The organism is Pseudomonas sp. B14-6 (assembly GCF_013260315.1).
In the GTDB taxonomy this organism is placed as follows: domain Bacteria; phylum Pseudomonadota; class Gammaproteobacteria; order Pseudomonadales; family Pseudomonadaceae; genus Aquipseudomonas; species Aquipseudomonas mandelii.
The window spans coordinates 5,211,036-5,225,364 of sequence record NZ_CP053929.1 but is presented as its reverse complement, the minus strand read 5'-3'; the positions used below and the strand labels follow the sequence as shown (position 1 = coordinate 5,225,364).

Below are 14,329 nucleotides of genomic sequence, written 5' to 3'. Positions count from 1 at the left end.
CATTTAGCCCGCGCAAGGCCTTACATATGCCCACCGCCCTTTACCGCTTGATCTTTGCACTCGCGCTCTTACTGCCGATGGCCGCGCATTCCGGCGACGCCGAAGACTTCGTCGCCGCCAATCCCGTGCAGCAAGCCAAGCTTCTGGAGTCCTGGGCTGCGCAGCCCGATCCTGCCCGCATCGAACTGATCAACGCCCTGCAACAAGGCGAGTTGACCGTCGACGGCCAAGCCAAAACCCTGCGCCTGAACAATCGTCTGCGGGGTCTGATCGACACCGCGCTGGCCAGCCACCAATTGCTCGCCGCCGACGCCAAAATCCGTCTGGCCGCCGCGCAGCAATTGCAGAAAAGTGCCAAACCGGCCCAGCTGAAATTCCTCGACCAACAACTGGCCGGCGAAAAAGATGAAACCGTCCACGCAGCCCTGAGCCTGGCGCTGGCCAACCTGCAACTGGTCGACACCGACCCGGCCGTGCGCCTCGCGGCGGTGCGCCTGCTCGGCGAAACCGGCGATCCGCTGGCCCGCACCCGCCTCGAAAGCCTGCTGGAGCCGGGCATTGAAACAGACGCCAGCGTGCGCACCGCTGCCGAAACCAGCCTGGCCCAGGTCAAACGTAAACTGCTGATCGGCGAAATCCTCGGGCAAGCGTTCAGCGGCATGTCCCTGGGCTCGATCCTGCTGCTCGCCGCCCTGGGACTGGCGATCACCTTCGGTCTGCTCGGCGTGATCAACATGGCCCACGGCGAAATGCTGATGCTCGGCGCGTACTCGACCTACGTGGTGCAGCTGATGTTCCAGCGCTTTGCCCCGCAAGCCATCGAGTTCTACCCGCTGATCGCGTTGCCGGTGGCGTTTTTCGTCACTGCCGCAATCGGCATGGCGCTGGAGCGCACGGTGATTCGTCACCTCTACGGCCGCCCGCTGGAAACCCTGCTCGCGACCTGGGGCATCAGCCTCATGCTGATTCAGCTGGTGCGTTTGGTGTTCGGCGCGCAGAACGTCGAAGTGGCCAACCCGGCCTGGCTCTCGGGCGGGATACAAGTGCTGCCCAACCTCGTGCTGCCGTACAACCGCATCGTGATCATCGCCTTCGCCTTGTTCGTGGTCGTGCTGACCTGGCTGCTCCTGAACAAGACGCGCCTGGGTTTGAACGTGCGCGCCGTCACCCAGAACCGCAACATGGCCGCGTGCTGCGGCGTGCCGACCGGGCGCGTGGACATGCTCGCGTTCGGCCTCGGCTCCGGCATTGCCGGGCTCGGCGGCGTAGCGCTCAGCCAGATCGGCAACGTCGGCCCGGACCTTGGACAGAGCTACATCATCGACTCGTTCCTGGTGGTGGTGCTCGGCGGTGTCGGTCAGTTGGCCGGTAGTGTCCTGGCCGCGTTCGGCCTGGGCATCGCCAACAAGATTCTCGAACCGCAGATCGGCGCCGTGCTCGGCAAGATCCTGATCCTCGCGCTGATCATTCTGTTCATCCAGAAGCGTCCGCAAGGCCTCTTCGCACTGAAAGGACGGGTGATCGACTGATGAACCAGCCCCTGATGCTCACGGCCAGCCAAAAGGCCGGCCCCAAAGTCACCATCGCTGTTGGCGCGGTGATTCTGGTTCTGCTGCTGGCGTTGCCGCTGTTCTCACTGTTGTCGCCGGACAGTGTGTTCCACGTCTCGGCCTACACCCTGACGCTGGTGGGAAAAATCCTTTGCTACGCCATCGTCGCCCTCGCCCTCGATTTGGTCTGGGGCTACGCCGGCCTGCTGTCCCTCGGTCACGGCCTGTTCTTCGCCCTCGGCGGTTATGCGATGGGCATGTACTTGATGCGCCAGGCCTCAGGCGATGGCTTGCCGGCGTTCATGACCTTCCTGTCGTGGACCGAACTGCCGTGGTACTGGACCGGCACCAGCAGCTTTCTCTGGTCGATGTGCCTGGTGGTGTTGGCGCCGGGGTTGCTGGCGCTGGTCTTCGGGTTTTTCGCCTTCCGTTCGCGGATCAAGGGCGTGTATTTCTCGATCATGACCCAGGCCTTGACCTTCGCCGGGATGCTGCTGTTTTTCCGCAACGAAACCGGGTTTGGTGGCAACAACGGCTTCACCAACTTCCGCACCATTCTCGGCTTTGGCATTACCGAGCCGGGCACGCGCGCGGTGCTGTTTTTCGCCACGGTGGTGTTGCTGGTGGCGAGTCTGTTTATTGGTTGGCGCCTGGCGCAGAGCAAGTTCGGCCGGGTGCTGACCGCGTTGCGCGATGCGGAAAACCGCCTGATGTTCTGCGGCTACGACCCGCGGGGTTTCAAGCTGTTTGTCTGGGTCTTGAGTGCGGTGCTGTGTGGTCTGGCCGGCGCACTGTACGTGCCGCAAGTCGGAATCATCAACCCGAGTGAAATGTCGCCGACCAACTCCATTGAAGCGGCCGTATGGGTGGCCCTCGGTGGTCGCGGCACGCTGGTCGGTCCGCTGCTCGGCGCTGGTGTGGTCAACGGCATGAAGAGCTGGTTCACCGTGGCATTCCCCGAATACTGGCTGTTCTTCCTCGGAGCTCTGTTCATCGTCGTGACCTTGTACCTGCCCAAAGGCGTGATCGGTCTGCTGAAAAAGAGAGGTGAGCAATGAGAGTCACTGCGACGGCTGAATTCATGCTCGAACCGGCATTTTTTCCTGTGGAGCCCAACAAGGATGCCGGCAGCAGCCGCGATGCCATCGGCCTGGGGCAACGTGTCGGCCCTGGCCTGGACACACGCCACGGCACGATCCTGACCCTGGAAGACATCAGCGTCAGCTTCGATGGTTTCAAGGCGCTCAACGCTCTGAACCTGTACATCGGCGTCGGCGAATTGCGCTGCATCATCGGCCCCAACGGCGCGGGCAAGACCACGCTGATGGACGTCATCACCGGCAAGACTCGCCCCAGTCACGGCAAAGCCTGGTTCGGTGAAACCCTGGACCTGACGTCGATGAGCGAAGTGCAGATTGCCCAGGCCGGCATCGGCCGCAAGTTCCAGAAGCCGACGGTGTTCGAAGCCTTGAGCGTGTTCGAGAACCTGGAGCTGGCGCAGAAAACCGACAAGTCGGTGTGGGCCAGCCTGCGGGCTCGCCTCAGTGGCGAACAGAAAGATCGCATCAGCGAGGTGCTGGAAACCATTCGCCTGACGGCCTCGGTCAATCGCCCGGCGGGCCTGTTGTCCCACGGCCAGAAGCAGTTTCTTGAGATCGGCATGCTGCTCATGCAAGACCCGCAACTGCTGCTGCTCGACGAGCCGGTGGCGGGCATGACCGATGCCGAGACCGAGTTCACCGCCGAACTGTTCAAAAGCCTGGCCGGCAAGCATTCGCTGATGGTGGTGGAGCACGACATGGGTTTTGTCGGCTCGATTGCCGACCACGTCACCGTGTTGCACCAGGGCAGCGTGCTGGCCGAAGGGTCGCTGGAACAGGTGCAGGAAAACGAGCGTGTAATCGAGGTTTATCTCGGAAGATGATTTTGCTCCCGTAGGAGCGAGGCTTGCCCGCGAAGCTTTTGGCGGCCTCCAGGCCCCCTTCGCGGGCAAGCCTCGCTCCTACAGGGATTTGAGGGGAATTTGAAGATGCTGCAAGTCGACAAACTGCACCAGTATTACGGTGGTAGCCACATTCTGCGGGGCCTGACGTTTGACGTGAAGGTCGGTGAAGTGACGTGCCTGCTGGGGCGCAACGGCGTGGGCAAGACCACCCTGCTCAAATGCCTGATGGGTTTGCTGCCGGCCAAGGAAGGCGCGGTGAACTGGGAAGGCAAACCGATCACCACGTTCAAGCCGCACCAGCGGGTGCATGCCGGGATCGCCTATGTGCCTCAGGGTCGCGAAATTTTCGGCCGCCTGACCGTGGAAGAAAACCTGCTGATGGGTCTTTCGCGATTTCCTGGTTCTGAGGCTAAGGAAGTGCCGGCCTTCATCTACGAGCTGTTCCCGGTATTGCTGCAAATGAAGCAACGGCGTGGCGGTGACTTGTCCGGCGGCCAACAGCAGCAATTGGCGATTGGTCGCGCACTGGCCAGCCGTCCACGGCTGTTGATTCTCGATGAGCCCACCGAAGGCATCCAGCCGTCGGTGATCAAGGAGATCGGCGTGGTGATCAAGAAGCTCGCGGCCCGGGGCGACATGGCGATTCTGCTGGTCGAGCAGTTCTACGATTTCGCCGCCGAACTGGCCGACCAGTACCTGGTGATGTCCCGCGGCGAGATCGTGCAGCAAGGTCGCGGCGAAAATATGGAAGCCGAGGGTGTACGCGGTCTGGTTACGATCTAATCTGAAGCGTCCTGACGATAACTAGAAGACATGAACTTACCTCTCCCCACTGCCCTGTTTACCCCGAGCTGGCATGCCGAGCTGGAATTGGGCTACGCCCGGTTCGGCGACAGCACGCGACCGGTCCAGCGCCGACATAAAGGCCCGCTGCGGGTGCAGAAGCACCTGTATGCCGAAGGGCCGCAAGTGTGCCAGCACATCATCGTTCATCCGCCGGGCGGCATCGCAGGCGGTGATCGACTGGACATCTCGGCCAGCGTCGGCCCGGATGCCTGGGCGCAAATCACCAGCCCGGGCGCTGCCAAATGGTATCGCGCGGCGGGGCCCGCCTATCAGCAGCTGACGTTGAAAGTGGCGTGCGGTGCAACACTGGAATGGCTGCCGCAAGAGACGATTATCTTCAGCGACGCCCAGGCCGAACTCGGCACCTCGATTGATCTGGAGGGCGACGCCCGGCTGTTTTACTGGGACGTCGTGGCGCTGGGTCGCCCGGCCAGTGGCGAGCGCTTCGACCTCGGGCATTTTCAGGCGCAACTGGACATCCGCCGCGACGGCCAGTTGCTCTGGCACGAACGCCAGCGCATTGTCGGGGATGACGGGCTGCTCGACTCGCCGATTGGCCTGGATGGGCAGCCGGTGTTTGCGACGTTGCTGGTCACGGGTGAGATCGATAGCGAACTGCTGGAAACCTGTCGCTCGCTGCCCAATGAAGTGCGCGGGGATCTGACGCAATTGCCGGGGCTTCTGGTGGCTCGGTGTCTGGCCAGTGAGGCGCTGTTGGCGCGGGGCTGGATGATTGATTTGTGGCGGTTGCTGAGACCTGCGTTGCTCGGCAGGGAAGCGGTCCCACCCAGAATATGGAGCACCTGAAACACTTTCCAATGTGGGAGCGAGCCTGCTCGCGAAGGCGCGGTGTCATTCAACATAGATGCTGATTGGCCCGCCGCCTTTGCGAGCAGGCTCGCTCCCACAAGGTTTGTACTCACAGTTCCAATGACCTTTTTAACTGCCCTGATGGATTCCAAACGATGGACCTGACCCCACGCGAAAAAGACAAGCTGCTGATCTTCACCGCAGGCCTCGTGGCCGAGCGGCGTTTGGCGCGCGGCGTGAAACTCAATTACCCGGAAGCCATGGCCTACATCTCCGCTGCGCTGCTCGAAGGCGCGCGTGACGGCCAGACCGTGGCCGAACTGATGCACTTCGGCACCACCCTGCTCAGCCGCGAACAAGTGATGGAAGGCATCCCGGAAATGATCCCGGAGATCCAGGTCGAAGCGACGTTCCCCGACGGCACCAAACTGGTCACCGTTCACCAACCCATCGCCTGAGGACGCGTCATGACCTATCACATCCGCGACGCGCTGCACGCCGATCTGCCGGCGATCCGCGACATCTACAACGACGCCGTGCTCAACACCACGGCGATCTGGAACGAACAGGCCGTGGACCTGGGCAACCGTCAGGCATGGTTCAGCGCCCGGCAAGCCCAGGGTTATCCGATCCTGGTGATCGTCGACGGCGATAACAGTGTGCTGGGCTACGCTTCATTTGGTGACTGGCGGCCGTTCGACGGTTTCCGCCACACCGTCGAGCACTCGGTCTACGTGCGTAGCGACCAGCGTGGCAACGGTCTCGGCCCGCAATTGATGACGGTGCTGATCGAGCGCGCCAAAGACTGCGACAAACATGTCATGGTCGCTGCCATCGAAAGCGGCAACGCCGCTTCCATCCGTTTGCATGAACGGGCCGGTTTCGTGACCACCGGGCAAATGCCGCAGGTGGGCACCAAGTTCGGCCGCTGGCTGGACCTGACCTTCATGCAACTGACCCTCAATCCTGGCGCGGAGCCGCCGCCCGCCAACAAGGAGTAATTGCCGATGAACGCTGCCCAACTGCGCCGCGTCAATGTTGAAAGCTTTGCGCACTATCGTCAGGGTTTGATTGATTTGCTGCTCGACGCCGTCGGCTATGGCGCCAGTGTCGGGTTCATGGCCAATCTGGACGCCACTCAGGCCCGCGCCTATTTCGATGAGGTTCAGGACAACCTGAACAAGGGCAACGTACTGCTGTGGGTGGTGGTCAAGGACGAGCAAGTGCAGGCCAGTGTGCAACTGACCCTGTGCCAGAAAGCCAACGGCCTGAACCGTGCCGAAGTGCAGAAACTGCTGGTGCGCGAACATGCGCGCCGCCGCGGCCTGGGCCAACAATTGATGAGCGCGCTGGAACAGGCCGCGCTCCAGCACAAGCGCGGCATGCTCTATCTCGACACCGAAGCCGGCTCCCCCGCCGAAGACTTCTACAAGGCCCTGGGTTACACCAAGGCAGGTCAAATCCCTGATTACGCCTGCGACCCGAGCGGCCAGTACAAACCGACCGCCCTCTACTACAAGATTCTTCAGGGAGCCCACTGATGATTCCCGGTGAATACCAGATCCAGCCCGGCGACATCGAACTCAACGTTGGCCGTCGCACTGTCAGCCTGAAAGTGGCCAACAGTGGCGACCGGCCGATCCAGGTCGGCTCGCACTACCACTTCTTCGAAACCAACGACGCCTTGACCTTCGACCGCCCCGCCAGTCGCGGCATGCGCCTGAACATCCCCGCCGGCACCGCCGTGCGCTTCGAGCCGGGACAGAGTCGCGAGGTCGAGCTGGTGGACCTGGCCGGGCATCGTCGGGTGTTCGGGTTTGCCGGCAGGATCATGGGTGACCTCTAAGGAATGCGGTGTCTGCACCGACCCCATCGCGAGCAGGCTTGCTCCCACAGCTGATCGCATTCCCCTGTGGGAGCGAGTCTGCTCGCGAGAGTGAGCGCAGCGAACGATTTCAAATTCAATTGAATCTCAAGGCGAACGAATGAAGATTTCCCGTCAGGCCTACGCCGACATGTTCGGCCCCACCGTCGGTGACAAGGTCCGTCTGGCCGATACCGAGCTGTGGATCGAAGTGGAAAAAGACTTCACCACCTACGGCGAAGAAGTGAAATTCGGCGGCGGCAAAGTCATCCGTGATGGCCAGGGGCAGAGTCAATTACTGGCCGCCGAAGTGGTCGACACCTTGATCACCAACGCGCTGATCATCGACCACTGGGGCATCGTCAAAGCCGACGTCGGCCTCAAAGACGGCCGCATCGCCGCCATCGGCAAGGCCGGCAACCCGGACATCCAGCCGGACGTGACCATCGCGGTCGGCGCCAGCACCGAAGTCATTGCCGGTGAAGGCATGATCCTCACCGCTGGCGGCATCGACACACACATCCATTTCATCTGCCCGCAACAGATCGAAGAAGCATTGATGAGCGGCGTCACCACCATGATCGGCGGCGGCACCGGCCCGGCCACCGGCACCAACGCCACCACTTGCACGTCCGGGCCGTGGCACCTGGCGCGTATGCTCCAGGCTGCCGATGCATTCCCGATGAACATTGGCTTTACCGGCAAGGGCAACGCGAGCCTGCCGGAGCCGTTGATCGAGCAGGTCAAGGCCGGCGCCATCGGCCTCAAGCTGCACGAAGACTGGGGCACCACCCCGGCGAGCATCGACAACTGCCTGAACGTCGCCGACCAGTACGATGTGCAGGTGGCGATCCATACCGACACCCTCAACGAGTCGGGCTTCGTCGAAACCACCCTCGCCGCCTTCAAGGGCCGCACCATCCACACCTATCACACCGAAGGCGCGGGGGGCGGTCATGCCCCGGACATCATCAAGGCCTGCGGCTTTGCCAACGTGCTGCCGAGCTCGACCAACCCGACCCGGCCGTTCACCCGCAACACCATCGACGAACACCTCGACATGCTGATGGTCTGCCACCACCTGGACCCAAGCATTGCCGAAGACGTGGCCTTCGCCGAAAGCCGTATCCGTCGCGAAACCATCGCCGCCGAAGACATCCTGCATGACCTCGGCGCGTTCTCGATGATCAGCTCCGACAGCCAGGCCATGGGCCGTGTCGGCGAAGTCATCACGCGCACCTGGCAGACCGCCGACAAGATGAAAAAGCAGCGCGGCCCGCTTCCCGGGGATGGCGAAGGCAACGACAACTTCCGCGCCAAACGCTACATCGCCAAGTACACGATCAACCCGGCGATCACCCATGGCATCAGCCATGAGGTGGGCTCGGTGGAAGTGGGTAAATGGGCGGATCTGGTGCTCTGGCGTCCGGCGTTTTTTGGCGTCAAGCCGACCTTGATCCTCAAGGGCGGGGCCATTGCGGCCAGCTTGATGGGCGATGCCAATGCTTCCATTCCGACGCCGCAACCGGTGCATTACCGTCCGATGTTTGCCAGCTACGGCGGCTCGTTGCACGCCACCAGCCTGACCTTCATCAGCCAGGCAGCCCAAGAAGCAGGTCTTCCCGAGGCCTTGGGTTTGAAGAAGAAAATCGCAGTGGTCAAAGGGTGCCGCGAGGTGCAGAAAACCGACTTGATCCACAACGACTACCTGCCGACCATTGATGTCGACCCGCAGACCTATCAAGTCAAGGCCGACGGTGTCCTGCTGTGGTGCGAGCCCGCCGATGTGCTGCCGATGGCCCAGCGATACTTCCTGTTTTGACCGTTCTGTCTGCCTGACAAACCCGGGGCCTGGCGTACCAGCCCCGGGGAAAACAGGTGCAATCAACTGTCCGGCTGCACGACAAAGGGCAGTTCTACCCTTTGCAGTTTTGCCCGGTCGATCGCCTGTTGGGTGAAGGTTTTGAGCAACGCCTTTTGCTCTTCATCGATCGTCTTCAACTCAGCAGCGTATTGCGCATCGGTCATGATGCGTCCCGGTGCAAAGTCGCTTTCCGGCTTGTTCAGTTCCGCGCCGAGCACCCTGAGCGCTTCCTTCAGCCGAGCCTTTTGCTCAAGGGTCAGCGTTGTGTCGTTCGCACGCTGGTCCAAGGCCATATAGAAGTCTGTCGTGGCATCGATCCGGCGCCTGAACACTTTGAAAGCCCGTCGGTTGACACCCTCGACATAGGATGACCAGAACGGCTGCTCGACAAGCAAATCACCGAGCAGCTCACCTTCCTCAAGGTCGAGCACACGCAGGTAAGCATTGTCGGTCATCGCCGAGGTGACACCCGCGATCCCTCGGAACTGCATGTTTCGAGACTGCCAGGGCAAGTCCAGCCGTTCGGCAAGATCGGTCATGAACGCCAGGTGAACTTCCACCTCATCGATCGTGCCCATCACCTCCCCCATGGCATTGACACGCCTGAACTCCTCGCCCATCGCCTCGCGTTCGGAAATGGTTTTGCGGGCAATCCTGCTCAGTTCATCCAGACGTGACTTGCCTCGCGCCAGCGTGACCAGTTCACCCTCCACCAGCGAAGGATTGGCCAACTCATAGGCTTCATGAATCAGCACCTCCAGGCCCATGGCATTGAACAGCTGCGCGCCCGCATCGACGCACGTTGTGGGCACCGTACTCATGGTGAAGAGTTTTTGCCGAAGCTCGGTATTTTTCGACATCGCCTCGAGCATGCGCCAGACCTTGGCGGTCATATCGACCCGAAACCCGAGGTCGTGCTTGAAGTGCCCCGACTCGGTGAGTTTGCGGATTTCGTTGAAAAAACCGACCGATCCGCGCTCATCCTCGACACTGTTCCAGACCGCTTGCTTCGCCACCCATTCCGGCCGTGTCATGCCCTCCTCCCAGTCGAGACTGTCACGCACACCACGGGGAGGATAAGGTCGATCGGGGTCCATGCCGATGGACTCGATGTAGTCCCTGAGCGTTTGCAGATTGGCCTCGGCCAACCACTGCGGCTCTCGGCTCAGCAAGGTGCGCGCCAGCAATTCCGCCTGAGCGGAGCCAGGGGGCACTGCCGGAATGTGGGTGATTTCGTTGCGCTGCAAATCCAGGAAAAAATGCCGGAACCGCGGTTGTGCGAACAGCCCCTGCGGCCAGGTGTGCACGCCGGTGTCCGCCAGGATCAGCGTATGCAACCTTCTCATGCCGCCAATATCCGGGACTTGCCCCAACGGATTGCCAAACAGGTCCAGGACCTCCAGTCGTGTCAGGTTGCGCAGGTCCGCGACGCCTTGTGCATCCAGGACAATACGGTTGCCTCGCATGTTGAGTTCCGTCAGCGCGCGCATGCGGCGGATGGCACCGGGAACAGCGGAGAACGCATTGCCGTTGAGGTTGAGCGAACGCAAGCGGGGAAAATGATCGAGAAAGGAACTGTGTGCGTCGGTCAATTCGGACAGGGTCAGATTGAGGCGCGTGACGTGATCGAAATTACCTTCCAGGGCAGGCATGGTGCGCAGATGACGCCCCAGCGGGATGTTTTCCAGGTCGAGCACAACGCCCTGCAGATGACCGAATGAATCCACGTGGCGCAACCCGGTGTGCTGCCAGCATTCCCTGATCTCTTTGTATAAAGCGTTTCTGGCTTGCCATTCGGCGACGCCGGCAGGCGTGAAGCTGTACGCTTCGGTCGGCGATTTCAACCAGCGTTGAAAATTGGCGTTGAGCCGATCGAATTCCGCTTCGAGTGCGCTGGCCCTCTGCTCCAGACTGAGTTCGCTGCCACTCATCTGCAGATAGGCCAAGGCTTCGGCCTCCGTCCATCCGGGGCGGACAACTCGCACCCGCTCTTGCGGCGTCATGGGTTCGTTGATTCGACTTAGCCCATGAGCCACCCCGCGCATGCCGCCACGCAGGCGCATCGTGACGGGGTCATACGCCGGTTTGCGTACAGGGTTATCGCCCAGAAGCGCGCTGAACCTGTCCCGTGGCAATGGCGTTTTTTGAATGGCGGACTTGAGCGTGGCACCTTGGTTGACGTGATACCCCAGCGCGTTTCGCTCGGCATCCGGCAAGGCATGCAACACCGACGCGTATAAATCATCGGCCCCGTGCAATTGCAGATCATCGGTATCGCGCGCCTGGTATTGGCCGTCCTCGCTGACCAGGATTCTGCGGTGGGTGGCGTCCGTCGGGCCGACGCTGTCGCGCAACGGGCCATCGAATGAAAACTCACGGATTTCGATCCGCACGTTTTCGGGCCAGCCGGGTAGCGCCTGCATCGAGTGCAACGCCAGCCGCTCGGTGTCCACACCGAGCGACGCGTCGAGAAAGAGCCCTTCATAAGCGCGCGCGGTTCGTATGGCCCGCAAGGCCACTCTTACCCGCTCCCTGAGTCGCAAGGGGATGCGCGACGGCTCGGTGATGTCGAGCCGGTCTTGCGGCTCGATGTCGGCGAGCAGTTCCCGGGCTACCGCAGCGGGGAGCCCATTGAACGCATCCTGAAGCACCTGCACCTGCGGGTTGTCGGTTTGCTGCAAACGGCGACTCAGCGCGTCAAACAGAGCTGCGCGGCGACTGTCTGCTCGCCCGGCCAGCAGGTTTTTCAAGGCAGCGATGCGGGTTTGCTCGTCCGTTGAAATGCCCTGCCCGAGCAGCGCGTGGATATCGGCCTCGTTCGCAAACTTCACGGCACGCTCCGGCAGTTTCCCTGAACGAACCTCGGCACGACTTATCTTCAGCGTGTCTGCGGGCAGAGCATCGACGTTGCCGAATTTGATCGAGCGCCCGCTATGCCCAGGGCCGTCAAACAGCTCGATGCCTTTTTGCTCGGGCCATCCGGGCCATTCAACCAGCAAGCGGGGCACCTGCTCGACGAATGCTTGCGGAACCTCGTTGAGCCTTATCTGCCCGGGTAGTTTTTGCACTTCGGCCCAGGCCTGGAAGCGTTCGATCGTGTCGGTCAGCAACGCGGGCGGCGGTTCGCTGACCACATGCAAGCGACGCAATTCGTCCTCCTCCATGCCGCTGACGAGACGAATATGCTCCAGGGTGTTATCAGAAAAGCCCTCGACCGTCGGGCCCAGGCGCCGCATGAGGGTGGTTTTGTCCCACTCGATGGGACGGTCGAGTTCGGTTTTCCACGCGCCGCCACCGTTGTGCTCCAGTGTTGGCTGATAAGCCTGTGGCCGGGCCGGATGTTGCAAGCGTGGCTGGCCGGTGCGTGAATCGTTGATCACTTCGAAGTGTTGGTTTTCATGCTTGAGGAAGTCCTTTTCGCTGTGCCGATACAGACCCTGCTCGCTTGGCTTCGCCTCGGCGGGCAACACCATGTCATGGGCGTAGGGTGAAAGGTCCGGCTTCCAGAGGCGCGTCTGGCCGTTGGCCAGATCAACCTTTTTCAACCGGTTGATAAACGCCGATGGTTTGACCGACGCCGCCGCACCGGCCGGCAAGACATGCCCGGCGCCCATAATGGCCAACTGCGCGAAATTGATCATGACGCCGGTGAGATGGGACGCCGCGTCTTCCTTGTCGCCCTTGCTCCAGTCTTCGAAGCCTTCCAGGGTTTCCAGGACCATCTGCCCGACCATGGCGGCCAGCATCGCTTCGCCCAGGCCGGGCACCAGCATGGCGCCGAAATTGAACACGTTCCAGCCGATGTTCAGATAGCTGATCAGCCGGTTCCAACGGGTGGTGGCGTCTTCATCGCCGGTCGGCACGGCGATGTGCCGCGCATCGGCAATCGCTTTTTCCCTGCGCCAAAGTCTTGTTTGCGCCCAGAGATCGCCCGAAATGATATGGGTGACAGGCTCTGCGTTGGCATTTTCAACGGCGCTCTCCCGCCACCACGGCCCCATGTCCAGCGGCTCGCGCTGTTTCCAGGTGAAGGTCGAGAGGCGCTCGCGAACCCGGGCAAAAAACTTGCCCTGGTCTTTTTGCGCGACAAAACGGCTGAAAAACTGTTGATAACTCGGCGAGCGCAACTGGCTCGTCAGCGCCTTCATGAAGTCAGTGAAGGACTCGTATTCCTTGAAGGGGTGGTCGGGATCATCGGGGACATACGCAATCAGCGTCCCCTCCAGACGACTTTGTTGATAAGCATCGTCCCGTTGCAACATGGCCTCAACGAGACCGCTGGGGCCATTGGCGAAAAACGCCTGGAGCAACTTGAACTGATCAAACTCCTGCCCCGGGAGCAGTGTCAGACGTCGCGACCATTCCAGCATCGTTCGTTGATGCTGTGGAATCAGCGCGTCGTAAACCCGTTTGATTTTCGAAGGGTCCGCCACTGCACTGAACAACACAATGCCGGACAGCCTGAACCCCATAATCGCCAGCCGGTGGCACTGCAGGGGCCGACGGCCCATCAAAATGCCTTGTTCGTTGTCACGAATCTGCCGGAGTTTCCCGTAGCCATAGGACGTGATGTCTTTTTTCAGATACGCGATCAGCGCCGATTCGTGAAACGCGGCCTTTTCACTGGCCGTGCATTGCTGCACGACGTTCGCTCTGGCCGTCACCTCTTCGGGCATCAGCAATGCCTTGATGTGACGCTGATAGTGCGCACCGATATCGAGCGTGCGGCACAGGGCGGCAAATCTTTCGACCGTCAGCGTATGCCGCTGAAGTTCGTTTTCGTCGTCCCTGATGAAGATGCCCGAGCCATCGCGAAACGCGCCCTCCTGCGTTTCGGGGGCCTCGAAATTGTGCAGGGCCGCTTCCAGCAATGATGATTGCCTGAGCCGACTGGCATGGGTATCGATGCCAATAGCCAGATTGGCGGGGACGTACAGCCGAATCAGCGTCGCGTTGACGTCCAGTTCCAGGTTCAAATGCTCTTTCAAAGCCTGGACCAGCAAGGGCTCGGCGAAGGCAAGAATGTCCTGCTGTACATTCTTCAGCGCCGCGTCCAATGGCCCCTGAAGGCGCCAGCGCTCGTCGATCAACTCCTTGAGGTACTGGCGATCAATGGCGCTTGAATTCAAATACCACTCAGGAAACTCCGGTTTCGAATGGGCAAAGGCAACCAGGCGTGAGGTGGGCGCGTCTTTGACCGGCGCGGGCAGTTTGCCCAGCAGATAATCACGATACACATTGTTATTCACTTCTCTTGCCTGCCCGGCAATGGCTGGCCGACCCGGGCTGTCCGAACGTTCACTCATTTCGCAAATCCTTATGCGACGAATTGAACCACCAGATTATTGGCTGGCGACGAAAACAAAAGCTCAAAAAACAACGCCAAAATCACGAATACATCAACGTCGCATTCGATTTAAGAATCAAAAAAACAGGCAATTACCACCCGA

At 61.0% G+C, this 14,329-nt stretch carries 11 protein-coding genes; 10 read left to right on the top strand and 1 reads right to left on the bottom strand.

The window, feature by feature from the left end; genetic code table 11:
- Positions 1–26: 26 nt before the first annotated feature.
- From urtB to ureC, 10 genes are all read left to right on the top strand, one after another.
- On the top strand, positions 27–1,529 hold the full coding sequence (urtB, locus tag HP062_RS23790) for an urea ABC transporter permease subunit UrtB (protein WP_102594498.1): 1,503 nt from the start codon (positions 27–29) through the stop codon (positions 1,527–1,529).
- Positions 1,529–2,608: an urea ABC transporter permease subunit UrtC gene (gene urtC, locus HP062_RS23785; protein ID WP_172792105.1), complete on the top strand. Its 1,080-nt coding sequence runs from the start codon at positions 1,529–1,531 to the stop codon at positions 2,606–2,608. Before urtB ends, urtC begins: the two co-directional genes overlap by 1 nt.
- Complete coding sequence (gene urtD / locus HP062_RS23780; RefSeq protein ID WP_010464089.1) at positions 2,605–3,474, top strand: urea ABC transporter ATP-binding protein UrtD; 870 nt, start codon at positions 2,605–2,607, stop codon at positions 3,472–3,474. The genes urtC and urtD overlap by 4 nt, the downstream gene beginning before the upstream one ends.
- Positions 3,475–3,579: 105 nt before the next feature.
- On the top strand, positions 3,580–4,278 hold the full coding sequence (urtE, locus tag HP062_RS23775) for an urea ABC transporter ATP-binding subunit UrtE (protein ID WP_077748951.1): 699 nt from the start codon (positions 3,580–3,582) through the stop codon (positions 4,276–4,278).
- A 30-nt stretch (positions 4,279–4,308) separates the two neighbouring features.
- Positions 4,309–5,148, top strand: a complete 840-nt coding sequence (locus tag HP062_RS23770; protein ID WP_010464093.1) for an urease accessory protein UreD — start codon at positions 4,309–4,311, stop codon at positions 5,146–5,148.
- A gap of 158 nt (positions 5,149–5,306) precedes the next feature.
- Entirely contained in the window at positions 5,307–5,609 is a 303-nt protein-coding gene (gene ureA, locus HP062_RS23765) for an urease subunit gamma (RefSeq protein WP_007907366.1), read from the top strand.
- A 9-nt stretch (positions 5,610–5,618) separates the two neighbouring features.
- Positions 5,619–6,152, top strand: a complete 534-nt coding sequence (locus tag HP062_RS23760; protein ID WP_010464096.1) for a GNAT family N-acetyltransferase — start codon at positions 5,619–5,621, stop codon at positions 6,150–6,152.
- Between the two features lie 6 nt (positions 6,153–6,158).
- Positions 6,159–6,692 (top strand): GNAT family N-acetyltransferase, encoded by a 534-nt coding sequence (locus HP062_RS23755; RefSeq protein WP_010464097.1) that lies wholly within the window; start codon positions 6,159–6,161, stop codon positions 6,690–6,692.
- Positions 6,692–6,997 carry an urease subunit beta gene (locus HP062_RS23750; RefSeq protein ID WP_154502842.1) on the top strand — a complete coding sequence of 102 codons (306 nt, stop codon included), beginning with the start codon at positions 6,692–6,694 and terminating at the stop codon, positions 6,995–6,997. Before HP062_RS23755 ends, HP062_RS23750 begins: the two co-directional genes overlap by 1 nt.
- A 139-nt stretch (positions 6,998–7,136) precedes the next feature.
- A complete protein-coding gene (ureC, locus tag HP062_RS23745) occupies positions 7,137–8,837 on the top strand; it encodes an urease subunit alpha (RefSeq protein ID WP_010464104.1) in 1,701 nt (566 codons plus the stop codon).
- A 62-nt stretch (positions 8,838–8,899) separates the two neighbouring features.
- On the opposite strand, the gene HP062_RS23740 is transcribed toward ureC, so the two are convergent.
- Positions 8,900–14,185 carry an NEL-type E3 ubiquitin ligase domain-containing protein gene (locus tag HP062_RS23740; RefSeq protein ID WP_172792104.1) on the bottom strand — a complete coding sequence of 1,762 codons (5,286 nt, stop codon included), beginning with the start codon at positions 14,183–14,185 and terminating at the stop codon, positions 8,900–8,902.
- Positions 14,186–14,329 lie beyond the last annotated feature (144 nt).